At 62.9% G+C, this 25,567-nt stretch carries 23 protein-coding genes; 9 read left to right on the top strand and 14 right to left on the bottom strand.

Annotated elements, in window-relative coordinates:
• Positions 1–102 precede the first annotated feature (102 nt).
• From urtA to WJU18_RS05540, 7 genes are all read left to right on the top strand, one after another.
• Positions 103–1,371, top strand: coding sequence for an urea ABC transporter substrate-binding protein (gene urtA, locus WJU18_RS05570; protein ID WP_423459136.1), 1,269 nt, complete (start codon positions 103–105; stop codon positions 1,369–1,371).
• 115 nt (positions 1,372–1,486) lie between these two features.
• On the top strand, positions 1,487–2,401 hold the full coding sequence (urtB, locus tag WJU18_RS05565) for an urea ABC transporter permease subunit UrtB (protein ID WP_423459135.1): 915 nt from the start codon (positions 1,487–1,489) through the stop codon (positions 2,399–2,401).
• Between the two features lie 20 nt (positions 2,402–2,421).
• Entirely contained in the window at positions 2,422–3,615 is a 1,194-nt protein-coding gene (gene urtC, locus WJU18_RS05560) for an urea ABC transporter permease subunit UrtC (protein ID WP_423459134.1), read from the top strand.
• Positions 3,616–3,636: 21 nt separating this feature from the next.
• The gene (gene urtD, locus WJU18_RS05555) at positions 3,637–4,377 is read left to right on the top strand and encodes an urea ABC transporter ATP-binding protein UrtD (protein WP_423459133.1); all 741 of its coding nucleotides are present in this window, start codon (positions 3,637–3,639) and stop codon (positions 4,375–4,377) included.
• A gap of 196 nt (positions 4,378–4,573) precedes the next feature.
• A complete protein-coding gene (urtE, locus tag WJU18_RS05550; protein ID WP_423459132.1) occupies positions 4,574–5,263 on the top strand; it encodes an urea ABC transporter ATP-binding subunit UrtE in 690 nt (229 codons plus the stop codon).
• A 37-nt stretch (positions 5,264–5,300) separates the two neighbouring features.
• Positions 5,301–6,524 carry a formamidase gene (fmdA, locus tag WJU18_RS05545; RefSeq protein WP_423459131.1) on the top strand — a complete coding sequence of 408 codons (1,224 nt, stop codon included), beginning with the start codon at positions 5,301–5,303 and terminating at the stop codon, positions 6,522–6,524.
• A 20-nt stretch (positions 6,525–6,544) separates the two neighbouring features.
• Complete coding sequence (locus WJU18_RS05540) at positions 6,545–6,901, top strand: zinc ribbon domain-containing protein (protein ID WP_423459130.1); 357 nt, start codon at positions 6,545–6,547, stop codon at positions 6,899–6,901.
• Between the two features lie 39 nt (positions 6,902–6,940).
• Here the strand turns inward: WJU18_RS05540 and WJU18_RS05535 are convergent, their stop codons facing one another.
• The 6 genes from WJU18_RS05535 to WJU18_RS05510 form a co-directional block, all read right to left on the bottom strand.
• On the bottom strand, positions 6,941–7,336 hold the full coding sequence (locus WJU18_RS05535; protein WP_423459129.1) for a RidA family protein: 396 nt from the start codon (positions 7,334–7,336) through the stop codon (positions 6,941–6,943).
• A 125-nt stretch (positions 7,337–7,461) separates the two neighbouring features.
• Entirely contained in the window at positions 7,462–9,093 is a 1,632-nt protein-coding gene (locus tag WJU18_RS05530) for an AMP-binding protein (RefSeq protein WP_423459128.1), read from the bottom strand.
• Between the two features lie 75 nt (positions 9,094–9,168).
• Positions 9,169–10,353 carry an acyl-CoA dehydrogenase family protein gene (locus WJU18_RS05525; protein WP_423459127.1) on the bottom strand — a complete coding sequence of 395 codons (1,185 nt, stop codon included), beginning with the start codon at positions 10,351–10,353 and terminating at the stop codon, positions 9,169–9,171.
• 14 nt (positions 10,354–10,367) lie between these two features.
• Positions 10,368–11,225, bottom strand: coding sequence for an enoyl-CoA hydratase family protein (locus WJU18_RS05520; protein ID WP_423459126.1), 858 nt, complete (start codon positions 11,223–11,225; stop codon positions 10,368–10,370).
• Complete coding sequence (locus WJU18_RS05515; protein WP_423459125.1) at positions 11,222–11,689, bottom strand: MarR family winged helix-turn-helix transcriptional regulator; 468 nt, start codon at positions 11,687–11,689, stop codon at positions 11,222–11,224. The genes WJU18_RS05520 and WJU18_RS05515 overlap by 4 nt, the downstream gene beginning before the upstream one ends.
• On the bottom strand, positions 11,690–14,038 hold the full coding sequence (locus tag WJU18_RS05510) for a bifunctional salicylyl-CoA 5-hydroxylase/oxidoreductase (RefSeq protein WP_423459124.1): 2,349 nt from the start codon (positions 14,036–14,038) through the stop codon (positions 11,690–11,692).
• A gap of 124 nt (positions 14,039–14,162) precedes the next feature.
• Here WJU18_RS05510 and WJU18_RS05505 point away from each other — a divergent pair, with 124 nt between their 5' ends.
• Positions 14,163–14,585, top strand: a complete 423-nt coding sequence (locus WJU18_RS05505) for a DUF1840 domain-containing protein (protein WP_423459123.1) — start codon at positions 14,163–14,165, stop codon at positions 14,583–14,585.
• Positions 14,586–14,744: 159 nt separating this feature from the next.
• Here WJU18_RS05505 and WJU18_RS05500 read toward each other — a convergent pair whose 3' ends face one another.
• The 8 genes from WJU18_RS05500 to WJU18_RS05465 all read right to left on the bottom strand — a co-directional run bounded on the left by WJU18_RS05500 (position 14,745) and on the right by WJU18_RS05465 (position 24,704).
• A complete protein-coding gene (locus tag WJU18_RS05500) occupies positions 14,745–15,743 on the bottom strand; it encodes a tripartite tricarboxylate transporter substrate-binding protein (RefSeq protein ID WP_423459122.1) in 999 nt (332 codons plus the stop codon).
• 178 nt (positions 15,744–15,921) lie between these two features.
• Complete coding sequence (locus WJU18_RS05495) at positions 15,922–17,178, bottom strand: phenylacetate--CoA ligase family protein (RefSeq protein ID WP_423459121.1); 1,257 nt, start codon at positions 17,176–17,178, stop codon at positions 15,922–15,924.
• Between the two features lie 91 nt (positions 17,179–17,269).
• Positions 17,270–18,088 (bottom strand): ABC transporter ATP-binding protein, encoded by an 819-nt coding sequence (locus WJU18_RS05490; protein WP_423460941.1) that lies wholly within the window; start codon positions 18,086–18,088, stop codon positions 17,270–17,272.
• A 259-nt stretch (positions 18,089–18,347) separates the two neighbouring features.
• Positions 18,348–19,676 (bottom strand): ABC transporter substrate-binding protein, encoded by a 1,329-nt coding sequence (locus tag WJU18_RS05485; protein ID WP_423459120.1) that lies wholly within the window; start codon positions 19,674–19,676, stop codon positions 18,348–18,350.
• 68 nt (positions 19,677–19,744) lie between these two features.
• Complete coding sequence (locus WJU18_RS05480; RefSeq protein ID WP_423459119.1) at positions 19,745–20,821, bottom strand: branched-chain amino acid ABC transporter permease; 1,077 nt, start codon at positions 20,819–20,821, stop codon at positions 19,745–19,747.
• 134 nt (positions 20,822–20,955) lie between these two features.
• Complete coding sequence (locus WJU18_RS05475; protein WP_423459118.1) at positions 20,956–21,885, bottom strand: branched-chain amino acid ABC transporter permease; 930 nt, start codon at positions 21,883–21,885, stop codon at positions 20,956–20,958.
• A 9-nt stretch (positions 21,886–21,894) separates the two neighbouring features.
• On the bottom strand, positions 21,895–22,773 hold the full coding sequence (locus WJU18_RS05470) for an ABC transporter ATP-binding protein (RefSeq protein WP_423459117.1): 879 nt from the start codon (positions 22,771–22,773) through the stop codon (positions 21,895–21,897).
• The gene (locus WJU18_RS05465; RefSeq protein WP_423459116.1) at positions 22,770–24,704 is read right to left on the bottom strand and encodes an AMP-dependent synthetase/ligase; all 1,935 of its coding nucleotides are present in this window, start codon (positions 24,702–24,704) and stop codon (positions 22,770–22,772) included. The genes WJU18_RS05470 and WJU18_RS05465 overlap by 4 nt, the downstream gene beginning before the upstream one ends.
• 143 nt (positions 24,705–24,847) lie before the next feature.
• Here WJU18_RS05465 and WJU18_RS05460 point away from each other — a divergent pair, with 143 nt between their 5' ends.
• Positions 24,848–25,555 carry a Crp/Fnr family transcriptional regulator gene (locus WJU18_RS05460; protein WP_423459115.1) on the top strand — a complete coding sequence of 236 codons (708 nt, stop codon included), beginning with the start codon at positions 24,848–24,850 and terminating at the stop codon, positions 25,553–25,555.
• Positions 25,556–25,567: the final 12 nt, after the last annotated feature.

Here is a 25,567-nt window from a genome sequence, read left to right as displayed (position 1 = left end):
CGTTATTTGACGTATGGGCGCGAATGAGGGTCTTCCCTAATCTAGCGCCAAGCCGCCCACCACGAGCAGCGGCTTCCTCAACCAGCCCTAGGAGTTAAGCGCATGAACAAGTTTTCCACCGAGTCCGCAGCGCCCCTGCTTGAGACGCCCGAAGCCAGCCGCCGCCGCATACTCCAGGCGCTGGGCGCCGCCGGTCTGGCGGGCCTGCCGGCCTGGAGTTTCGGGCAGCCCACCGCCTCGGTCAACACCACCAAGCTGGCCGTGACCGACAGCGAGGTGACGGTGGGCATCCTGCATTCGTCCACTGGCACCATGGCCATCTCCGAGACGGGATCCATCCAGGCCGAACAGCTCGCCATCGACCAGATCAATGCGGCCGGGGGCATCCTGGGCCGCAAGATCAAGGTCATCAAGGAAGACGGCGCCTCGGATTGGCCCACCTTCGCCGAGAAGAGCAAGAAGCTGCTCATCAACGACCGCTGCGCCGCCATCTTCGGCTGCTGGACTTCCGCTTCGCGCAAGGCCGTGCTCCCCATTTTCGAGAAAGAGAACGGCCTGCTGTACTACCCGACCTTCTACGAAGGCCTGGAACAGTCCAAGAACGTGATCTATACCGGCCAGGAAGCCACGCAGCAGATTCTCTACAGCCTGGACTGGGCGAAGAAGGAAAAGAACGCCAAGACCTTCTTCCTGATCGGCTCCGACTACATCTGGCCGCGCACCTCGATGAAGATCGCGCGCAAGCACATCGAGAACTTCCAGAAAGGCAAGGTCGTCGGCGAAGAGTACTACCCGCTCACCGCCATGAATTTCGGCTCGCTGGTCAACAAGATCAAGTTGCAAAAACCCGACTGCATCTTCTGTGCGGTCGTGGGCGGCTCCAACGTGGCCTTCTACAAAGCGCTCAAGGCCGCCGGCATCACCGGCGACAAGCAATTGCTGATCACGCTCTCCGTCACCGAGGATGAAATGACCGGCGTGGGCGGCGAAAACTTCAAGGGCTTCTACTCGTCGATGAAGTACTTCCAGACGCTGGACAACGAGAACAACAAGAAGTTCGTGGCCGCGTTCAAAGCCAAATACGGCAACAACGGCGTCATCGGCGACGTGACGCAGGCCGCCTATCTCGGACCCTGGCTGTGGAAGGCGGCGGTCGAGAAAGCCAAGAGCTTCGATGTGGACAAGGTGGCGGCCGCTTCGCCCGGCATCGAACTCAAGACTGCCCCCGAGGGCTACGTGAAGATCGACGCGAACCACCACCTGTGGAGCAAGTCGCGCATCGCGATGGGACAAGCCGATGGCACGTTCAAGGTGGTCTCCGAGTCACCCGAGTTGATCAAACCCGATCCGTTCCCCAAGGGCTATCAATAGGGCCAGGGCCTCTTGCCGCGGCGCGATGGCGCCGCGGCTTCTTCCATCGACCGCTCCATCGATCGGTCCTCCTGCCGGATCAATTTTTTCTCGTCCTCGCCTTCGGAGCCGCACCATGGATTTCCACGACATGCTCAACATTGGCCTGATGCAGGGCTTCGCGGGCCTGAGCCTGTTCGCGGTGCTGCTGCTCATGGGCCTGGGCCTGGCCATCATCTTCGGACAGATGGGCGTCATCAACATGGCCCATGGCGAGTTCATGACCATCGGCGCCTATACGATTTTCCTGGGCTCGACCCTCGCCGAATCGGTGGGCGGCACGGCCACCACCTGGTATTTTCCGCTGGCCATCGCCTGCGCCTTCCTGATCTCGTTCGCTGCCGGCTGGCTGATGGAATGGGCGCTGATCCGGCATCTGTACAAGCGCCCGCTGGACACGTTGCTGGCCACCTGGGGCGTGAGCCTGGCGCTGCAACAGGCGTTCCGCACCTTCATCGGCCCCAAGGAAGTCAGCCCCACGCTGCCGGAATGGCTGATGGGCTCATGGTCACCCGCTGAAGGCCTGGATATTCCCATCAACGGCATGTTCGTGCTGGGCCTCACCGCCGTCGTCACCGCCTGCGTGCTGCTCGCGCTCTACAAGAGCCGCTGGGGCCTGCGGGTGCGCGCCACGGTCAGCAACCGCGTGATGGCCGATGCGGTCGGCATCGACACCAAGAAGACCGACCGGTTCACCTTCGCCATCGGTTGCGGCATCGCCGGCGTGGCCGGCGCCGCCTTCACCACCATCGGCTCCACCGGCCCCACCGCCGGATCGCTCTACATCGTGGATGCGTTCCTGGTCGTCACCTTCGGCGGCGCGGCCAGCCTGCTCGGCACCGTGGTCTCGGCCTTCGGCATTGCCCAGGCGCAATCGGTCAGCGAATTCTTCATGGGCGGCTCGATGGCCAAGGTGCTCACGCTGTCCATCATCGTGGTCATCCTGATGCTCCGCCCGCAAGGTTTGTTCGCCAGCAAGGTCCGCCGCTGATCACCCCGGAGAAAACCATCATGCATTCCCTCAAGGCCTTGATCAACCGCTACCAGCTGGGCAGCCTGCTCCTCCTCACGCTGCTGCTCGTGGTGGTGCTGCCCCTCTCATTGGACATCTTCCGCCTCAACCTGGTGGGCAAATACCTCACCTATGCCTTCGTGGCGATCGGCCTGGTCATGCTGTGGGGCTACAGCGGCGTGCTCAGCCTGGGACAAGGCGTATTTTTCGGGCTGGGCGGCTACGCGATGGCCATGTTCCTCAAGCTGGAGGCCTCGGACCCTGAAAGCACGAAGATCCAGTCGACGCCGGGCATCCCGGACTTCATGGACTGGAACCAGGTGACCGAGCTGCCCACCTTCTGGCTGCCGTTCAAGCACTTTCCATTCGCCCTGGCGGCCGTGATCGCGCTGCCCACGCTGCTGGCCTGGATAATCAGCTTCGCGATGTTCAAGCGGCGCGTGGGCGGGGTGTATTTCGCCATCATCACACAGGCCGTGGCACTGATCGTCTCGGTGCTCATCATCGGACAGCAAGGCTATACCGGCGGCGTGAACGGCATGACTGATCTCAAGACCCTGCTGGGCTGGGACATCCGTACCGACAGCGCCAAGTACATCCTGTATTTTGTCTGCGTCGGCATGCTGATCGGCACGATCTTGTTGTGCCGCTGGATTCAGACCAGCAAGCTCGGCACGCTGCTCCTGGCCATGCGGGACAAGGAAGACCGCGTGCGCTTCTCGGGTTACGACGTCGCCAACTTCCGCATCTTCGCCTTCTGCCTGGCGGCCGCGCTCTCCGGCATCGGCGGCGCGCTCTTCACGCTGCAGGTGGGCTTCATGTCACCCAGTTTCGTGGGCATCGTGCCCTCCATCGAAATGGTCATCTTCGCCGCGGTCGGCGGGCGCATGAGCCTGGTGGGCGCGGTGTACGGAGCGCTTTTGGTCAACTGGGGCAAGACCGTGTTCTCGGAATCCTTCCCCGATCTCTGGCTGTTCCTCATGGCCGCTCTGTTCATCGGCGTGACCATGGCCTTCCCGATGGGGCTGGCCGGGGTGTGGACAGACAAGATCGTGCCCTGGTGGAAATCGCGCCGCACGGCCGTGGGCAAGAGCAGTCCAGCCGTCTCCAAACCTGAAGCCAAGCCCAGAGTGGAGCCCACCGGCCCCGCCACGCCAGACATTCCCCCCGGCGTGAACGGCCAGGGCGCCTGAAGCATCCGAAGGACCTGCGACATGAGACAAGATTTCGCTCTGATGGTGGAAGACCTCACGGTCTCCTTCGACGGCTTCAAGGCCATCGACGACCTCACGCTCTACATCGACAAGAACGAGTTGCGCGTGATCATCGGCCCCAACGGGGCTGGCAAGACCACGCTGCTGGATCTGATCTGCGGCAAGACGCGCGCCAGCGCCGGCAGCATCAAGTTCAAGGACGAGGAAATCATCGGCCTGCCCGAATACGTGCGCGTGCGCCGGGGCATCGGCCGCAAATTCCAGACACCTTCCATCTACGAGAACCTCCCTGTGTTCCAGAACCTGGAGGTCTCCTACCCGAGCGGACGGTCCGTATTTGGTGCACTGGCATTCAAATGCACCACGGAAGTGCGGGAACGCGTCGAAACGGTGGCTGCCGAGATCGGCCTGGCCGACAAGCTCGAAACCGAGGCTGGCCTGCTCTCGCACGGCCAAAAGCAGTGGCTGGAGATCGGGATGCTGCTCATGCAGGAGCCCGAGCTTCTGATGCTCGATGAACCCATTGCGGGCATGAGCGCCAAGGAACGGGACCTCACTGCCGAGCTGCTGCACCGCATCTGCCGCAACCGCGCGGTGATCGTGATCGAGCACGACATGGACTTCGTCAAGAAGATCGCCCACAAGGTCACCGTGATGCACCAGGGAAAGATCCTCGCGGAAGGCTCCATGGAAAAAGTGCAGGCCGACCCGAAGGTCATCGATGTCTATCTGGGCCATTGAAATGACACCCCCTAAGTCGCTTACGCGCCTTCCCCTACGCCGGGCGCCCCCGGAGGGGGACGCACCCAGCGGCCTGGCCAAGCCAGCTCCGCGGGTGCCCTGGCTTGGCCTGCTGCTCCGCGGCCTCTCGAACCTCGGCGTTGCAGACCTTGTGGGTAGCGCGTAGCGCACTGGAAAACTGAAAGAGAGAGATCGCATGCTGAAAGTCAAGGATCTGTTCGTGGCCTATGGCCAGAGCGAAGCGCTGCACGGCATCTCCTTCGAGGGCCATGCCAACGAAACGGTGGCCATCATGGGGCGCAACGGCATGGGCAAGACCACGCTGTTCAAGAGCCTCATGGGCATCCTGCCTCAAAAGAGCGGGCAGATCACCGTGGGGGACCAGGACATCTCGAAAGACCCGAGCTTCCGCCGCGTCGCCAAGGGCATTGCCTACGTACCCCAGGGCCGCATGATCTTCCCCACGCTGACCGTGGCGGAGAACATCCAGACCGGCCTGGAAAACGCCAGGGACAAGACCATTCCCGAGGAGATCTTCGCCTTGTTCCCCGTCCTGTGGGAGATGCGCGGGCGCAAAGGCGGCAATCTCTCCGGCGGACAGCAGCAGCAACTGGCCATCGCGCGCGCGCTGGTCACCAACCCCAAGGTACTGCTGCTCGATGAGCCCACCGAAGGCATTCAGCCCTCCATCATCAAGGACATCGCGCGTGCGCTCAACGATATCCGCACGATGCGCCGGCTGACCATCGTGGTCTCCGAGCAGGTGCTCTCCTTCGCCATGGACGTGGCGGACCGGTTGTTCGTCATTGAAGGCGGGCGTCTGGTGCACGAGACCGCCCGCGCCGACACGGACGAAGACCGCATCAAGGCCTATCTCGCCGTCTGATTTCCGTTTTCCCCATTACCAACACCAGGAGCACGTCATGCCCGAAACTCTCGTCAAGGTCGATCTTTCCCAGCCCGCGCCCAGCAATGAAAAGGTGCATAACCGCTGGCACCCCGACATTCCCATGGCTTGCTGGGTCAACCCCGGCGATGATTTCGTTCTGGAAACCTACGATTGGACCGGCGGTTTCATCAAGAACAACGACAGCGCGGACGATGTCCGCGACGTGGACCTGACGACGGTGCACTACCTGTCCGGACCCGTGGGCGTCAAAGGCGCCGAACCCGGCGACCTGCTGGTGGTGGACCTGCTCGACATCGGGGCCAAGCAGGACAGCCTGTGGGGCTTCAACGGCTTCTTCTCTCAGAAGAACGGTGGCGGTTTCCTGACCGATCATTTTCCCCTAGCCCAGAAATCCATCTGGGACTTCCAGGGCATGTTCACCACCTCGCGCCATATTCCCGGCGTGCGCTATGCGGGCCTGATCCATCCCGGCTTGATCGGCACCCTGCCCGACCACAAGATGCTTGAGACCTGGAACGCACGCGAGCAGGCCCTGATCGACACCAACCCCGGCGGCAACCTCGCGAACCCGCCCTGGGCCAGCACGGCGCACATGGGCACCATGCAGGGCGAAGCCCGGGACAAGGCCGCCGCCACGGGCGCGCGCACCGTACCGCCGCGCGAACATGGGGGCAACTGCGACATCAAGGATCTCTCGCGCGGCGCCAAGGTGTTCTTCCCCGTCTATGTGGATGGCGCGGGCCTCTCGGTGGGCGACCTGCACTTCAGCCAGGGCGATGGCGAGATCACTTTCTGCGGTGCCATCGAGATGGCGGGCTGGGTGCACATGAAAGTGCAGCTCATCAAGGGCGGCATGGCCAAGTACGGCATCAAGAACCCGATCTTCAAGCCCAGCCCCATCACGCCGACCTACAACGACTACGTCATCTTCGAAGGCATCAGCGTGGATGAGAGCGGCAAGCAGTACTACCTGGACGTGAACGTCGCCTACAAGCAAGCCTGCCTGAATGCCATCGAATACCTGAAGAAGTTCGGCTACTCCGGCGCGCAGGCCTACTCCATTCTGGGAACCGCGCCGGTGCAAGGCCACATCAGCGGGGTCGTCGACGTGCCCAATGCCTGCGCCACGCTGTGGCTGCCCACGCAGATCTTCGACTTCGACATCAACCCCAGTGCGGCCGGCCCCATCAAGCACCTTGACGGCAGCATCGACATGCCGATCTCGCCCGACAAATAACCTGGAACCGGAAGACGCTCATGCCGACCTACGACTATGCCTGCCCGGACTGCGGCGACTTCGATGCGCTGCGCAGCCTTGCCCAGCGCAACGAGCTCTGCGCTTGCCCGCGGTGCGGTTCGGCCTCGCCGCGCGTGATGACCCAGGCGCCCCGCCTGGCCTGCACCACCGCGCCGCAGCGCCGCGCCGCCGAAGTGAACGAGCGCTCCCGCCACGCGCCGCGCTCCTCGCGCGATGTGGACCCCGGGGGTTATGGCCGCTTGCGCCATCCCAGCGGCTGCGGCTGCTGCAGCCCCAGAAGCAAAGCCGCCGCGGGGTCCGGAGAGGCGGCTGTAAAGACCCAGGTCGGCCGGCGCCCCTGGATGATCAGTCATTGAGTACAGACCATGGAGGTTCCATGCGGCGCCAGCCTTGACTCAGTCTGGCACCACCGCTGTTACTTCAATCTCCACCTTGGCGCGCGCCTCCATCAACGCCGCCACCTGCACACAAGTCATGGCCGGGAAATGCCGGCCCACGACGTCCCGGTACACCGCGCCCAGCTCTTTCAGCCGCGCGTTGTACTCCACGCGATCAATCACATACCAGGTCATGCGCACCATGTGTTCCGGGCCGGCTTCACCGGTTCGCAGCACGTCCATGATGTTCTGCAAGGCCTGGCGGCACTGGTCGATGAAGTCGTCGCTCTCGAATTGCTGCTGGGCGTTCCAGCCGATCTGGCCACCCACGTAGATCTGCGTGCCGCGCGCGGCGACGCCGTTGGCATAGCCCTTGGCGGGTGCCCATCCTTCGGGTTGGAGTTGCTTGTGCATGTCGATATTCCTCATGTTTTATCCAATCAGAAGGCCGCGGAGCAGGCCATTCGTGGAGCGCCATGGACGGACCTGTGCCGGCCATTGGCGTTGTCCCCCTTCAGGGGGAAGGCGCCGCAGGCGACTCAGGGGGTGTGCTGCCTTAACCTAAAGCGCTGAAGCTTTCCGGTCTCGGTGCGCGGCAGCACGGTCACGAATTCGATTTCGCGCGGGTATTTGTAGGGCGCGATGTGGCTCTTCACGTGATCCTGCAAAGCTTTGACCATGGCAGGGTCTCCCGTCTGGCCTGCTTTCAACACCACCACCGCCTTGATGATCATGCCCCGCTCTTCATCGGGCTTGCCGACTACGCCGCATTCGGCCACAGCCGGATGCGCGAGCAGGCAGTCTTCGACCTCAGGGCCGCCCACGTTGTAGCCGGCAGTGATGATCATGTCGTCGTCGCGCGCCTGGTAGTGGAAATAGTCCTCTTCGTCCTGCAGGAAAGCATCGCCAGGGTGGTTCCAGCCTTCGTGCACGTACTTGGCCTGGCGCTGATCTTCCATGTAGCGGCAGCCGGTAGGCCCGATCACGGCCAGCTTGCCAATGGTGCCGCGCGGGACTTCGCGGCCCTCGTCATCCACCACCTTGGCCTGGTAGCCGGGCACCACCTTCCCGATGGCACCGCGCTTGACCTCCGCGCCAGCCGACGAGATGAAGATGTGGAACATCTCGGTGGCGCCGATGCCGTCCAGCATCTCGATGCCGGTCGCCTCCTTCCAGAGCTGGCGCGTGGCATCGGGCAGGGCCTCACCCGCGCTCACACAGTGGCGCAGCGTGGGAATGCCGATGGCTTTCGCATGCGGCGCCATCTGGCGGTAGAAGGTAGGCGCCGTATAGCACGTGGTCACGCCATGCTCGCGCATCTGGCGCACCATGGTCTCCGGGTTGTAAGGCGCGTCGGGGTAATAGACGCTGGCACCCGCCCACATGGGGAACACCAGTAGCCCGCCCAGCCCGAATGTAAAAGCCAGTGGCGGTGAACCGGTCACCACATCGTCAGGTGCGGCTTTCAGCACGTGGCGCGGCCAGCATTCGCACGCAGCCAGTACATCGCGGTGCGTGTGTACCACAGCCTTGGGCATGCCTGTCGTGCCGCTGGTGAAAGCCAGCAGCGCAATATCATCCGCCGCCGTGGGACATGCCCTGAAGAGAGGTGGCTGGCGTGCGGCCAGCGCTCCCAGATCCTGGGGATCGTCGGGTGAACCGAAGTGGACGACGTGGCGCACCATACCTGGCCGCTTTTCACGCGCCAGCTCCAATTCGGAAAGCAGCCGTGCATCGCAGATAGCGGCTGCCGGCTGGCCCTTGTCGATCACCTGAACCAGCTCAGCCGCGCGCAAAAGCGGCATGGTGGCCACAGCCACCAGCCCCGCCTTGACGATCGCCAGCCATGACAGCGCCATGCCGATGGAGTTCCCTCCACGCAGCAGCACACGGTTGCCGGGCTCGAGCTTCAATTCATTGATCAGGTACCCGGCAATGCGATCCACACGCTCGCGCGTCTCGGCATAGGTCAGGGTCAGTTGCGGGGAACGGAGCAGCGGGCGATCGGCCCAGCCTTTGTTTTCAACGGCCTCATCCAGCAACCGGGAAGCGATGTTGACCTGATCCGGAAAACGCAGTTCGGGCAGGTCGTAGCGAAACGCCGGCCATTGGTCGCGCGGGGGCATGCGGTCGAGAACGAAACGGTCGGTTTGAGCGCTGGGCGCGGTCATGTCGGGTACCTCCGGAATGCCCCTTTCCCCCTTTGGGGGGAGGGCGTAAAGACCAAACGAGCAGGATCGCAAGATTCACTGCAGCACTGCCTTGCCGATGATGAGCTGCTGCACCTCGGTAGCGCCTTCGTAGATGCGGAGGCTGCGGATGTCCCTGTACAGCGACTCCACCTTGCTGCCCACCATCACACCCAAGCCGCCGTGCATCTGCAGCGCCATGTCGATCACCCGCTGGGCGTTCTCGGTCGCCGTCATCTTGGCCATGGCGGCCGCCACGCTTCGCTCCTTCATCGAACCCTGCTGCGTATCACGCATCCAGGCGGCGCGGTAAGTCAGCAGCGCGCCGGCATCGACCAGCGCAGCCATCTCGCCCAGCTTGGCTTGCGTCAGCTGAAAGTCGGCCAGTGTATGGCCGAACATATTGCGCCGGCGCGCATGGGCGATCGCTTCAGCCAGCGCCCGGCGGGCCATGCCCAGCGCGGCGCCAGCCACGCTGGCACGGAAGATGTCGAGCGTTTGCATCGCCAGCTTGAAGCCGCCGTTCACCTCGCCCAAGGGCGCATCGCCCGCCACCGCACAATCAGTCAGCCGCAGCGTGGCCAGGGGGTGCGGCGCCATCACGTGGATATGCGCGCTGTCGTCCAACCCTGATGCACCTTTGTCGACAATGAAGGCCGTGATACCCCGGCTGCCAGCCTGGCGGTCGGTCTTGGCGAACACGCAATAGAAGTCGGCCATGCCGCCGTTGCTGATCCAGGTCTTGGTGCCATTCAGACGCCAACCGCCTGCGGAATCGGCAGACGGTACGGCCTCGGTTTGCATGGCGGCCACATCCGATCCCGCGTCGGGCTCGCTGAGCGCGAAGGCCGCGATCTTGCCGCCGCGCGCTACCTCGGGCAGATAAGCGGCCTGCTGCGCTGGCGTGCCGCCCAGCGAGATGGCACCACTGCCCAGGCCTTGCATGGCGAAGGAGAAATCAGCCAGCGGCGAGTAGAACGCCAGCGTTTCGCGCAGCACCACCAGCGCCCGCGAATCGAGCCGCGGCAACGCACCGCCATGCTCGGCCGCCACGCAGTAGCGGAGCCAGCCGCCCTCACCCAGCCGGCGCACCCAATCGTGGCAGGCTGCACGGTCATCGGTTTCGTCTACGCCTTGCGCATTGGCCCACTCAGGCAGGCGGGCCGCGATGTCCCTGTGTGCCGCCTCGAAAAAAGGCAGCGCCAGGTGTTCGGTGGAAGGCACGAGCGCGGTGGGTTGCATCAGGCCGCCGCTCATCAGTCGCCCCCGAATACCGGCTTCTGCTTGGCCGCGAAGGCTTCGTAGGCGCGGCGGAAGTCTTGCGTCTGCATGCAGATCGCCTGCGCCTGCGCTTCGGCCTCGATGGCCTGCTCGATGGTCATGGCCCATTCCTGGCTCAGCATGGTCTTGGTCATGCCTTGGGCGAAGGTCGGGCCAGCCGCCAACTCGCTCGCCATGGCCCGCGCTTTCCCGAGCAATTCGCCACTCTCGTGCAAGGCATTGAAGAAGCCCCAGTTCAAACCTTCCTGCGCCGTCATGGCGCGGCCCGTGAACAGCAGCTCGCTGGCGCGCCCCTGGCCGATCACACGCGGCAACAGCGCGCATGCGCCCATGTCGGCACCCGCGAGGCCGACGCGGGTGAACAGGAAAGCCGTCTTGGTGGCCTGCGTGCCATAGCGCATGTCGCACGCCAGCGCCATCATGGCACCGGCGCCGGCGCAAACGCCGTCGATGGCGCCAATGACAGGCTGCGGGCAGCCGCGCATGGCTTTCACCAGATCGCCGGTCATGCGGGTGAACTCCAGCAGTTCGGGCATGCTCATTTTCGTGAGCGGGCCAATGATGTCGTGCACGTCGCCGCCGGAGCAGAAGTTGCCGCCCTCGCCGGTGACCACCACTACCTTCACATCGGTGGCATAGCGCAGCCCGTTGAAAAGGTCGCGCAATTCGCCGTACGAATCGAAAGTGAGCGGGTTCTTGCGTTCCGGCCGGTTGAGCATGACAGTGGCCACACCTGCGGAATCGCATTGCCAGCTGAAATGCCGGGCTTCATAGGTGGATTGCGCGCTGAACTGCGCGCGCATGGGGTTGCCGTTGCCGATGTAATGCTTCACGCTGTCTCCTGAAGAAAATGCTGTTTCACCTTGCCGAGCAATTGGTGCAGGGTGCGCAACTCCTGCGCCTGCAAGCCTGAAAAGGCCTGCACGATCCAACCCTCATGGGCCTCGGCCATGGCGTTGAACTGGCGCCGTCCCTTGGGCGTCAGCCGTACCAGGTAGGCGCGCCGGTCGCCTTCAACTTCCACACGCTCAACCAGGCCCTCGCCTTCGAGCTGATCGGTGATGCCGGTCACGTTGCCTCCGGTCACCATCATCCGGCGGGAAAGCTCGTTCATGCGCAAGCCTTCGGGCGAGCGCTCAAGCTGTGCCATCAGGTCGAAGCGCGGCAACGTGGTGTTCCACTGCTCGCGAAGACCGGAGCGGATGTCTTTTTCCACCAGTTGCGTGCAGGTGAGCATGCGCAGCCAAAGGCGCAGCTCCTCGGGGTGTTCGCTGTGCGCGCGGGCTTCCAGATCCATTTAAGCTCCTTCATGCGGAGCAGCGTCCGCCACCACCGCCTGGCTGGCTTGCATGGCCTGCTGCCGCGCGATCTCGCGGTAAAGCTGGTCGCGGCCGCTCAGGTAAGGTTTGGGCCAATTGACCGCCCGGCTTTGCAGCTTCGCGGCTTCGTGCAGCGTCCAGGCCGGATCGGCCAGGTGCGGGCGTGCCACGGCGCACAGGTCGGCGCGGCCCGCGGCAATGATGCTGTTGGCGTGGTCTGCCTCGGAGATCGCGCCCACGGCGATGGTGGCAATGCCGGTCTCGTTGCGGATGCGGTCGGCGAACGGCGTCTGGTACATGCGGCCATACACCGGCTTGGCATCGCGCGTGGTCTGGCCAGAAGATACATCGATCATGTCGCAGCCGGCGGCCTTGAACAGGCGTGCGATCTCGATCGCGTCATCCGGTCCGGTGCCTCCGGGCGCCCAGTCGTGCGCAGAGATGCGCACGCTCATCGGTTTGTCTTGCGGCCATGCGGCGCGCATGGCCGCAAATACTTCGAGCGGGTAGCGGCAGCGGTTTTCCAGGCTGCCGCCATAGGCGTCGGTGCGGTGGTTGGTGAGCGGGCTGATGAACGAGGCCAGCAGGTACCCGTGCGCGCAGTGCAGCTCCAGCCAGTCGAAGCCGGCCGCAGCGGCACGGCGCGTCGAATCCACGAAAGCTTGCTTGAGCGTCTCCATGTCCCGCAGGCTGATGGCCGCCGGCGTCTGGTTCTGCTCACCATAAGGCACGGCGCTGGCAGCCACCAGAGGCCAGTTGCCCTGCGCAAGGGGTTCGTCGATCTCCTCCCAGCCCAGTTGGGTGGAGCCCTTCGGCCCGCTGTGGCCCAGCTGAATGCCGATGGCGGCATCGCTCTGGGCGTGCACGAAATCAACGATCCGCTTGAAGGCCGCTTCCTGCTCGTCTGTATAGAGCCCAGGGCATCCGGGGGTGATGCGGCCTTCGGGTACCGGGCTGGTCATCTCGACCATCACCATGGCCGCGCCGCCAAGCGCGCGCGCCCCCAGGTGAACCAGGTGATAGTCTCCGGGCACGCCTTCCTTGGCGCTGTATTGCGCCATGGGAGAAACGATGATGCGGTTCTTGAGCGTGAGCCCGCGCACCGTATAGGGCGTGAACATGGGCGGCACCGCCGGCCCCTTGGCAAACCAGCTCTCATATCCTTCCAGCCACTTCGCGTCGCGCAGGCGCAGGTTCTCGTGGCTGATCCGCTGGCTGCGTGTGAGCAGGGAATAGGCGAACTGCTCGATCTCCATGCCGGTATAGCGGTCGACGTTCTCGAACCATTCAGTGGAGTTGCGGGCGGCGTTCTGGATTTTCAGCACTTCCACGCTGCGGCGGGCCTCATAGGCCTGCAACACCGTATCGGTATCCTCGCCGGTCGCGAATTCGTTCGCCAGGTCGATGGCATCTTCCAGCGCCAGCTTGGTGCCGCTGCCGATCGAGAAATGCGCCGTGTGGGCGGCATCGCCCATCAACACGATGGGGGTGCGCTTGCCCTGGATGTCTTCATGGTGAACCCAGGTCTTGCAGATCACGCGGGGGAAGCGGATCCAGATCGCCGAGCCGCGCAGGTGCTTGGCATTGCTGATGAGATCGTTTCCGTCCAGGTATTTGCCGAACAGCTTCTGGCAGAAAGCAATGCCCTCTTCCTGGCTCATCTGGTCGATGCCGTGCGCTTTCCAGACCTCTTCAGGTGTTTCGACGATGAAGGTGGAGGTATTGCCGTCGAACTTGTAGGCATGCGCCTGGAACCAGCCGTGCTCGGTCTGCTCGAAGGCGAAGGTGAAGGCATCGAAGGTCTTGTGGGTGCCGAGCCAGACGAAGCGGCACTGGCGCTGGTCGATATCTGGCTGGAACACGTTTTCATAGCGCGTGCGGATGCGGCTGTTCAGCCCATCGCTGGCGATGACCAGATCGGCGTTGTATTTCGCGGCGATCGCATGCTCATCCGACACATCCGTCTCGAACACCAGATCGACGCCGAGCGCCATGCAGCGCTCCTGCAGGATGTTGAGCAAGTGCTTGCGCCCGATTCCGCAGAAGCCATGGCCTCCAGAACGCACGCTTCGGCCCTTGAAAAACACCTCGATGTCGTCCCAGTGGTTGAACGCCTCCCCGATCAGCTTGGCGCTTTCCAAATCAGCCACCCGGAGATTGCCCAGCGTCTGATCGGAGAGCACCACGCCCCAGCCGAAGGTGTCGAACGGACGATTGCGTTCGACTACTGTCACGCGGCAATCGGGCTGCTGCTTTTTCATCAGCAGACCGAAGTACAAGCCCGCCGGCCCGCCGCCGACGCATACGACGCTGGATAATTTGTTCATGCCGAGATTGTTTAACTCTAAACAATCAATGTCAAGTAGCAACGATTCGCTTTCAAGTAGGTATTGACCCTTAGGGATGCTCACGTTTTTGTTGCCCCTTCCTCCCAGCGGAAAGAACGCTCAAATGGCAAGATGGAATTCACTCAGGCAGATTCATGCCGTCTTGGAGGCAAAATGCAAGCTGAGCGTCGCCCGCTATCCGAGGTGGCTTCAAAATAGGAGAAACCGCATGCTGTACAAATTCAAGTCCCAAGCCGCCGCTGAGGTCATCATGTTGCAATCCACCGGCGACGAGGTGCTGAAGATCGCCGGCAAGACTCCTGGGCCTACGGGCATCATTACCGTAGAGCAGATTCCTGGAGTGATCTCAGCCCTGCAGGCCGAGATCAAGCGTCGGGAAGCTCTGCCGAAAGAAGAGAAAAAGGAAGACGCCGAGGCCTCTGGCTCGGATGATCCCATCCCGCTCGGCAAGCGTGCCTTGCCGTTCATTGAGTTGCTGCGTGAAAGCGCGGAAGCGAAAAAGGATGTGGTCTGGGGGTTTAGCTAAGTTCCCCCTGAGGCGCTGACGCGCCTTCCCCCAGGGGGACGCCGCCAGCCGCTTGGCAAAGCCAGCTCCGCGGCAGCCCCGAAAGGCGGCCTGCTCCGCAGGCCTTTTTGCCCTAGCTCCGCCCTGGCCCTGCAGGCAAGGAGGGCGTCCAGCGCCAAATCAATCGGCGTATTGGCCGGCGGCCTTGATGACTACGCCCCACTTGGCGACTTCAGCGGCCACGAACTTCTTGTGTTCGGCAGGGTTGTTGCGGGCATCGTGCACCACCACAGCACCCAGGCCCTCTTCCTTCTTGATGAAGTCAGGATCCTTCACTGCCGCTTTGAGTGCGTCGTTGAGCACCTTGAGCACGGCTGGCGGGGTACCTTTGGGTGCGTACAGGCCGTGCCAGATACTCACGTTGAAGCCCTTCAAGCCAGCCTCATCCAGCGTCGGCAAGTCCTTGTAGACGGGCGGCGTGCTGACACGCTTGGCGGTGCTCATGGCAAAGGCCTTGATCTTCTTGCCCTCGATCTGGCTGGTGGTGTTGGTGGTCTGATCGCACATGATGTCGATCTGGCCGCCCATGAGATCGGTCATGGCGGGTGCAGTACCTTTGTAGGGCACGGTGGTCATCTCGGTCTTGAGCGCGTTCTGGAGCATCAGCCCGCACAGGTGCGAGGCGCTGCCCAGGCCGGCATTGCCCAAGTTGACCTTGTTCTTGTTCTGGCCGATCCAGGTGTTCAGCTCGGCCCAGTTGTTGGCGGCGAGCGCCGGCTTGCCGACCACCACCATCGGTACCTCGTTGACCAGGCCCAGATACTCGAACTCCTCATACTTGTAACCTGGGTTGCGGTAGAGCGTGGGCGTGGTGGCCATGCCCACGTGGGTCAGCAGCAACGTATAGCCATCGGGCGAAGCGCGGAAGGCCTTGGCGGTACCGATGGTGCTGCCCGCACCAGCAGCGTTGTCGACCACGATGGTGGCGCCATTCAAGGGTTTGCGCATGGCCTCGGCCAGATCGCGAGCCACCTTGTCCGTCGGGCCGCCAGCGGCAAAAGGCACGATGAACGTGATGGTTTTCCCTGCCGGGAAAGCTTGTGCCTGGGCACCAGCTGCGCAAGCCAGTGCAGCGGCGGCAGCGCACAGGCGCAGGGAGGTGGGCAAACGAGTCTTCATCAAAGCTTTCCTTTCGAGATGCATACAAGAGAATTTAATGCGTATTTGCATGAGGAATATTAAGGAACAAGGCAGGTCCGACACATCGGGGTTTGCGCGAAACTTGTAAAAAAGACAAGGCCGGGAAAACCCGGCCTTGCCACGCGAAAACACTATGGCCCGCGCGCGACTATGACTATTACTGGTAGCTGCGGGCGTCCTCGATCACCTTGCCGTCATTGGGAAGGCTGCCGGGCGCCACGACCTGCACTTCGCCGCGCAGCTTGGTGACATCCCGAATCGCCTCGGCCACCTGCCGGCGCAAATCATCGCTGTCTCCGCTGGCCGACTCAATGATCAGCGTCAACTGATCGTTAGCCATTTCGCCACTCACCACCAACCGGGCACGGCCAACAGCGGGAAAGCGCCGCACGATCTCGGCCACCTGCCCCGGATGCACGAACATGCCGCGCGCCTTCGTGGTCTGGTCCGCCCGGCCAAGCCACCCTTTGATCCGTGCATTGGTGCGGCCGGTAGGGCACGCGCCGGGTAGCACAGCCGAAAGATCGCCGGTACCGAAGCGGATGAGCGGGTAGTCCGGATTGAGCACCGTGACCACCACCTCGCCCACCTCCCCCTCGCCCACCGGATCCCCAGTGCCCGGGCGCACGATCTCGACAATCACGCCTTCATCGAGCACCAACCCCTCCCGTGCCGAAGTTTCGTAGGCGATCAGGCCGACATCGGCGGTGGCATAGCTCTGGTAGACATCCATACCCTGGGCCGTGAACCAATCGCGCAGGCTGGGCGGGAAGGCTTCGCCGCTCACCAGGCCGCGTGTGAGGCTGGAAATATCGGCACCGCTTTCCTTGGCCTTCTCGACCAGGATCCGCAGGAAGCTGGGTGTGCCCAGATACCCCCTGGGCTTGAGATCGGCGATGGCCTCCAGCTGCTGCTCAGTCTGCCCGGTGCCGGCGGGAAATACGGTGCAGCCCATCGCCCGGGCACCCGATTCCATGATGAAGGCGCCGGGCGTCATGTGATAGCTGAAGGCGTTGTGCACCAGATCGCCCGCGCGAAAGCCCGCCGCAACCATGGCCCGCGCCGTACGCCAGTAATCCTGTGACGTCCCCTCGGGTTCATAGATGGGGCCCGGGCTGGCATACAGGCGCGGCATGACAGGGCCGCGTGAGATGGCGGCAAAGCCGCCGAAGGTGTCTTTCCCTGCCGCGCGCGCAGCCTTCTGACGGGCCAGCAGTTCGCTCTTGCGCGTCACGGGCAAGCGCGCCAGCGCGGCTCTTGAAGTGATCTCCCGTGCCGGCACGCCCGCCAGGATCTCGCCCATGGCCGCACTGTGGGTCTGGGCATGGGCGATCTGGCGCGGCAGCGCCGACATCAGCGCCGCTTCGCGGGCGGCGGGCTCGCGCGCCTCCAGGGTGTCGAAATACTCGGTCATGATGTTCTGTGCTCTTTGCGTTTTCTCCCTCACCCTCTGGGCGGGAGACCCTCACCCCTGCCCTCCCCCGCGTGCAGGAGAGGGAAAGAATTCAAGCCAGCCAGCGCTTGCGCCGCTTGTAGCTCTTGACGTCCTTGAAGCTCTTGCGCTCGCCGCCACCGACCCCAAGGTAGAACTCTTTCACGTCCTCGTTGCTGGCCAGCTCGGGGGCTTTGCCGTCCATCACCACGCGGCCGCTTTCCATGATGTAGCCGTAGTCCGCGTAACGCAGCGCCATGTTGGTGTTCTGCTCGGCCAGCAGGAAGGTGGTTTTCTCCTTGGCGTTCAGATCCTTGACGATGTTGAACACCTCTTCGACGATCTGCGGCGCCAGGCCCATGGAGGGCTCGTCCAGCAGCACCATGCTGGGGTTGGCCATCAGCGCCCGGCCAATGGCGCACATCTGCTGCTCGCCGCCCGAGGTGTAGGCGGCCTGGCTGGTCCGGCGCGTTTTCAGACGGGGAAAATAGGTGTAGACCTTCTCGAGATTGCGGGCGATCTCGCCCTTGTCTGCCCGGGTGTAGCTGCCGGTCAACAGGTTCTCCTCGATGGTCAGGTGGGCGAAGCAGTGGCGCCCCTCCATGACCTGCACCACGCCGCGCTTGACCAGCTCGGCAGGGCTCAGATTCTCGATGCGCTCACCCCGGTATTCGATGCTGCCCTTGGTGACTTCGCCCCGCTCCCCCTTGAGCAGGTTGGACACGGCGCGCAGCGTGGTGGTCTTGCCGGCTCCGTTGCCGCCCAGGATGGCGACGATGCCGCTTTCGGGCACAGTCAGGGACACCCCCTTGAGCACCAGGATCACATGGTTGTAGATGACCTCGATGCCGTTGACGTTCAGCAAGGGGGGCGGTGTCGGCTTGTCGCTCATCGAAATGCCTTGGGTGTTGGCCTGGTATGGATGGCCCCTTCCTTGCGAGAAGGGTTTGAGTGCCATGCTCTTCCAGGTCTTTGCGCGGTTTTCCCTCCCTCCCCCGCTGGGGGAGGGTTGGGGTGGGGGCTTTCACCAGACGATCCACACAGCGGAAATCCATTCAGATCAAACGCCGTGAAAGCCCCCATCCCTACCTTCCCCCAGAAGGGGAAGGAGCCATACAAAACCTCGGGAGGCATGGTGGTCAAGTGCCTTATCAGCTATTGCAATCGCCGGCAGGCCGGGCTTGCATCTTCTTGTCGGCCAGGTACTTGGCAGCACCGCTCTTGACCATCGGCTTGATCACCGCCTCGTCGGCCTGATACCAGTCATTGCCGATGTTCCATTTGGCGCCGTCCCAGGTCTGCACGCGCGCCCAGGTGGAGCCCATGTGGTCCGCGCAGGTGGTCTGCAGCGGACGCATCACGCCGCCGAAGCCCAGCGCATCCAGACGCTTCTGATCCAGGTTCAGGTTCTCCAGGCCCCAGCGCACCTGCTCGCCGGTCATGACCTTGCCTTTGCCGAAGCGTTCCTGCGCCTTGCGCACAGCCTCGACGCTCAGCATCTGGATGATGGCGCCGCGCGTGTACAGCACCTGGCCCACCTCATCTTTCGGGCCCGTGCCTTGCCCTTTGTCATGCACGAACTTGATGATGTCCTGCATGACCTTGGACTGCTGGCCGGAACCATTGAGCGCCAGCGCATGGTAGCCCTTGGCGCCCGCGCCCACGTCGCGCACATCAGGCTCGGCTCCGGCCCACCAGACACCGTACATTTTCTCGCGCGGGTAGCCGGTGGCCTGGGCTTCCTTCAGCGCGGTGGAGTTCATCACGCCCCAGCCCCACAGCAACACGAAGTCCGGACGGTGCTGGCGAACCTGCAGCCAGGTGGCCTTCTGCTCCACGCCAGGCGCGGTCACCGGCAGCAGTTGCAGATCGAAGCCGTGCATCTTGGCGCGCTCCTGCAACAGGGGGATCGGCTCCTTGCCGAACGGGCTGTCGTGATAGACCAGCGTGATTTTCTTGCCCTTGAGCTTGTCCATGCCGCCAAGCTCTTTGCCGATGTGCTGGATCAGGATGTCTGCGCCCGTCCAATAGCTGCCCATGAGCGGGAAGTTCCATTTGAATGCCATGCCGTCCTGCGCGACGGAAAGACCATAGCCCAGCGTCAGCAAAGCCACCTTGTCGTTGGGCGCTTTCTCCGTGAGGGCAAACGTGATACCCGTGGCCTGCGGATCGAACAAGGCCACGCCAGGACGGCTCTTCAGGCGCTCATAGCATTCCACGCCGCGGTCGGTGGCATAACCGGTTTCGCACTCCTCGAACGTGAGCTTGACGCCGTTCACGCCGCCGTCACGCGCGTTGATCATCTTGATGTAGTCCTGCTTGCCATTGGCCCATGGGGTGCCGTTAGGGGCATAGGGCCCTGTCCGGTAGGACAGCAGCGGGAAGAATTGCTCCTTGGCCTGCGCCAGCGCGCTGCCTGCAGTCAGCAGGGCGCCTGCGGCCACGGCTGCCGCGGCGATCATGGTGGTGGTTCGCTTCATGCTTGTCTCCTTCTTGAAATAAATGAACACAGCGGGAACTCTCGGATAACCAGGTAAAAATCGATGGCTCAATGCGGGAAGGGCCACAGCCGCATCTTCTGCTTGCCCGTGGACCACAGCTTGGCCAGGCCATGCGGCTCCACGACCAGGAACCAGACGATCAGGGCGCCAAAGATCATCAACTCGGCATGCGACACGCCGGCAGTGGAAATACCGAGGCCGAACAGCCCCAGGAACCACGGCAGGAACTGGTTCAGGAAAATCGGCAGAACCACGATGAAGGCCGCGCCGAAAAACGCGCCCATAATCGAGCCCAGCCCGCCGATGATGACCATGAACAGCAGGCGGAACGACACCTCCACCGAGAACGCCGCCGGTTCCCATGTACCCAGGTGCACGATGCCCCAGAGCGCGCCCGCCACGCCGATGATGAAGCTGCTCACGGCAAACGCGCTCAGCTTGGCGTACATGGGCCGGATGCCGATCACCGCGGCCGCCACGTCCATGTCACGGATCGCCATCCACTCGCGCCCGATGGCGCCGCGCACCAGGTTCTTGGCCAACAGAGCAATGACCACCAGCACAGCCATGCAGAACACGTACTTGGCCACCCCGCTTTCCAACGGAAAGCCCAGCACGTTGGGATGAGACACCGATACCGAGCCCGAGGCCGAATCATTGGTGAGCCATTTGATGCGCAGGAACATCCAGTCGCTGAAGAATTGCGCCGCCAGTGTGGCCACTGCCAGGTAAAGACCCTTCACCCGCAGGCTGGGCAGCCCGAACACGATGCCGAAGAGCGTGGCGCACAACCCGCCCAGGATCAACGCCACGATCAGCGGCATGCCGTCGATACGTGCAATGAAGTTGTAGGCCCCATAGGCACCCACCGCCATGAACGCCCCTGAGCCCAGCGAGATCTGCCCGCAATAGCCCACCAGGATGTTCACCCCCAGCGCTGCGAGTGCCATGATCGCAAAGGGAATCAGCACGGCGCGGAACAGGTAGTCGCTGGCCAACATGGGCACGGCGACGAAGGCCAACGCCAGCAGCAGCACAATCGCCCACCGGTCCTGCGCGATCGGGAAGATCTGCTGATCGGCCCGGTAGCTCGTCTTGAACTGTCCGTTTTCTCTGTAGAACATATCAGTTATCCAAAAACCGTCAGGATTCGACCGGCTGCGGAGCAAGCCATCCGCGTGCCTCCGCGGAGCGGGCTTGGCCCGGCCGCCAGAGGCGTCCCCCTGGGGGGAAGGCGCGTAAGCGACTCAGGGGGTTCTCATACGCGATCAATGATCTTTTCGCCGAACAATCCTTGCGGCCGGAATAAGAGGAACACCAGCGCCAGCACATAGGCGAACCAGATCTCGATGCCGCCCCCTACAAAGGGCCCCAGGTACACCTCGGAAAGCTTCTCTCCCACACCGATGATCAGCCCGCCGATGATGGCGCCCGGTACTGATGTCAGGCCGCCCAGAATGATCACCGGCAGGGCGCGCAGGGCCACCGTGGCGAGAGAGAACTGCACGCCCAGCTTGCTGCCCCAGATCATTCCCGCCACCAGCGCCACCACCCCGGCCACGCACCACACGATGACCCAGATGCGCCCGAGCGGAATGCCGATCGACTGCGCGGCCTGGTGATCGTCGGCCACGGCACGCAAGGCCCGGCCAGTCTTGGTCTTCTGGAAGAAGATGGAAAGCCCGGCCACTAGGGCCGCCGCGATGATCGCCGCCACCACGTCTTCCTTGTTGACCAGCACCCCGCCTTCGAAAACCGATTCAAGAATGAACACGGGATCCTTGGGCATGCCGATGTCGATCTTGTAGATGTCGCTACCGAAAATCGTCTGGCCCAGGCCTTCGAGGAAATAGGTGATGCCCAGCGTGGCCATCAGCAGCGTGGCAATGTCCTGGTTGACCAGATGCCGGAGCACCAGGCGCTCGATCACCCAGGCCACGGCGAACATCAGCACACCGGCCAGCACGAAAGCCGTGCCATTGGCGAACCAGGGGTTGCTGATGCCTGTCCACTCCGGAATCCACTCGGCGAAGCGGGCCATGGCCAGGGCGGCGAACAGCACCATGGCCCCCTGGGCGAAGTTGAAGACGCCGCTGGCCTTGAAGATCAGCACGAAGCCCAACGCGACCAGCGCATAGAGCATGCCTGTCATCAGGCCGCCAAGAAGTGTTTCAAGAAAGAATGCCATTTTTTCTCTTCAGTGGCTGGTGCCGAGATAGGCCCGGATCACGTCTTCGTTGTTGCGCACTTCCAGAGGGGTGCCGTCACCGATCTTCTTGCCGTAATCAAGCACCACCACGCGGTCGGAGATGTCCATGACCACGCCCATGTCATGCTCGATCAGCACGATGGTGGTGCCGAACTCGTCGTTCACATCGAGAATGAAGCGGCACATGTCCTGCTTTTCCTCGACGTTCATGCCCGCCATGGGCTCGTCGAGCAGCAGCACCTGCGGCTCCATTGCCAGCGCGCGGCCCAGGTCGACCCGCTTCTGCAGGCCATAGGGCAGTTGGCCGACCGGCGTCTTGCGATGCGCCTGGATTTCCAGGAAATCGATGATGCGTTCCACGAATTCGCGATGCCTGATCTCCTCGCGCTCGGCAGGACCGATGCGCAGCGCCTGCATGAACAGGTTGCTCTTGATCTTGAGGTTGCGGCCCGACATGATGTTGTCGAGCACGCTCATGCCCTTGAACAAGGCCAGGTTCTGGAACGTGCGCGCCACCCCCATCTCAGCCACCTGGCGCGAGTTCATGTGGCTGAAGGTCTTGCCGCGGAAGGTAATACTGCCTTCGCTCGGCGCGTAGACCCCGTTGATGCAGTTGAGCATCGAGGACTTGCCAGCACCGTTGGGACCGATGATGGCGCGGATTTCGTGCTCACGCACGTTGAAGCTGATGTCGGTGAGCGCCTTGACGCCGCCAAAGCGCAGGCTGATATTCTTCACCTCGAGCACGACATCGCCAATGCGCCGGGCATTGAGTCCGGCCGGGCCATCCTGTGAATGTGAACCGGCGACGACAGAGAGCGTTTCGCCCCGGAACTCGCTCGCGGTGGATGCAAATGCGGCACTCATGCAGCGGCCTTCAATGGTGCGAACGTTTTGGCGTTCATGATCTGCAGATTGGCGCTGACCTTGCCGGTGCGGCCATCCTCGAATTTCACGGCCGTCTCGATGAACTGCTCACGCTTGTCTGAGTACAGCGCATCGATCAGGACACCGTATTTCTCGGCGATGAAACCGCGCCGCACCTTGCGCGTGCGCGTGAGTTCATCGTCGTCAGGATCAAGCTCCTTGTGCAGCACCATGAAGCGCGCCACCTGCGTGCCGGCCATGCCCTCTTCGGCGGCCAGATCGGCGTTCACCTTCTCCACGCATTCGGCCATCATCTTCAGCACCTCGGGCTTGCCTGCCAGATCGACATAGCCCGCATAAGGCAGACCCTGCCGCTCCGCCCAGTTACCCACGGCCTCGAAATCGATGTTGAGGAAGGCACAAACCGTATCCCGGGCGTGGCCGAAGCACACCGCCTCTTTGATCTGCGGGAAGAACTTGAGCTTGTTCTCGATGTAGTTGGGCGCGAACATGGCGCCGTCGGCCATCTTGCCCACGTCCTTGGCGCGATCGATGATGCGCAGATGGCCGTCGGCATCGATCACACCGGCGTCGCCGGTGTGAAAGTAACCTTCGGCATCCATCACCTCGGCCGTGGCGTCAGGCCGCTTGTAGTATTCCTTCAGCACCGAAACGCCGCGCACCAGCACCTCCCCGGAATCGGCGATCTTCAACTCGATTCCCGGCGCGGCTTCGCCCACGGTATGCAGCTTGACGCGGCCGTTCTTCTGGATGCAGACATAGGCGCAGGTTTCGGTCTGGCCATAGAGCTGCTTCAGATTGATGCCAATTGAGCGGAAAAAGCGGAACAGATCAGGCCCGATGGCCGCGCCGGCCGTATAGGCCACGCGAATGCGCGACAAGCCCATGGCATTCTTGAGCGGCCCGTACACCAGGAAGTTGCCCAGCCCGTAGAGCAGCTTGTCGCCCAGGCCCACCGGTTTGCCATCCAGAATGTCGGAGCCCACGCGCCGCGCCACCGCCATGAATTTCTCGTGCAACCAGCGCTTGGGCCTGGCCGCGTCTTCCATGCGGATGGAGACGGAGGTCAGCATGCCTTCGAAAATGCGGGGCGGCGCGAAGTAATAAGTAGGCCCGATCTCGCGCATGTCGATGCTGACGGTCTCGGCCGATTCGGGGCAGTTGATGGTGAAGCCTGCCACCATCCACTGCGCCATGGAAAACAGGAAATCTCCCACCCATGCCGGCGGAAGATAAGAAAGCACGTTGTCCGAACCGTTCAGCCCATCGGTACGCACACCGCCCTCAGCCGAGCCGATGAAGCTGGCGTGCGTCTGGCACACCCCCTTGGGTTTGCCGGTGGTGCCCGAGGTATAGAGAATGACGGCGACATCTTCAGGCTGGCCCTCGGCCACGGCGGCATTGAAGAAACCCGGGTGCTCGCGCTCATATTGCCGACCCAGCTCGAACAGCTCATCGACGCTGATCAAGCCGCTTTGCGTGTAGTTGCGCAGGCCACGCGGATCGTCGTAGATGATGTGCGCCAGGCCGGTCGCACTTTCGCGCAGTTCCAGCATTTTGTCGACCTGCTCCTGGTTTTCAGCGAAGGCGAAGTGCACCTCGGCATCCTGCAGGACGAAGGCCATCTCGGAAGCCACTGCATCCTGGTACATGGGCACAGGGACACCGCGCAGCGCCTGGACGGCCATGAAAGCCAGATACAGGTGCGGACGGTTGTCGCCAACGATGGCGAAGTTGTCGCCTGTCTTGAAGCCCAGCGCCGCCAGGCCGCCGGCCATCCAACGCACTTCATCCAGCGCGCGCTGCCAGCTCCAAGTCTGCCAAATTCCGAATTCTTTCTCGCGCAATGCGGGCGCCTTCGGACGCTCGGCAGCATGCTTTTGCAGCAGGCGGGGAAAGGTGTTGGCCATGTGTTTTTTTGTCTCCACTATGGTGATCTCGGGGATGCCGGGACCTTGCATGTTGCGAATAGTAAGGCGATACTTTGACGCCATGTTGTCGTTTGGACGACAATTCATCATGATTTGACTAGGGTATTTCCCTTAGCTTTTTTATGCGTCCACCTTCCTTGCACGACCGCCGCCGGCTGCTGACACCGCAGGAGCTGACCGGTGTGCCATGGCTTTCTCACCTCAAACCTGAAGAGGCCGAACTCGTGGTATCAGAGCTTCGCGTGACCGAAGCGCAGCCGGGCGATCTGATCTTCCGCGTGGGCCGGCCTGCGACCTACTGGTTCGGCGTGATCGATGGCCTGCTCAAGATGACCACCGACACCGCGCAGGGGCACACCATGACCTACTCCGGCCTCTCGCCCGGTGGCTGGTTCGGCGAGGGCACCGCGCTCAAGCGGGAGTCCTACCGCTACAACGTGCAGGCCCTGCGCCAAAGCCTGGTGGCGGGCCTGCCGGTGGACACCTTTCACTGGCTGCTGGACCATTCCCTCGGCTTCAACCGCTTCGTGATGAACCAGCTCAACGAGCGCCTGGCCCAGTTCATTGGCGCACGCGAGGCCGATCGCAGCCGCAACCCCGAAATACGCGTGGCACTCAACCTGGCGGCACTGGTCAACCCGGTGCTGTTTCCAGGGGTGGGTGAATTGCTGCGCATCACCCAGCAAGAACTGGCCTACCTCGTGGGTTTGTCGCGCCAACGCGTGAACGAGGCCCTTCGCGCCCTGGATGCGCACGGCGCGATTCGCGTGGAGTACGGCGGCCTGCGCATCCTCGATCTGGCGGCTCTGCGCGCCTGGGGATCGGAATGAACCGCTGAGGCC

Source organism: Ottowia sp. VDI28 (assembly GCF_049532675.1).
Lineage (GTDB): Bacteria > Pseudomonadota > Gammaproteobacteria > Burkholderiales > Burkholderiaceae_C > Ottowia.
This window is presented reverse-complemented; position numbering and strand designations above follow the sequence as displayed.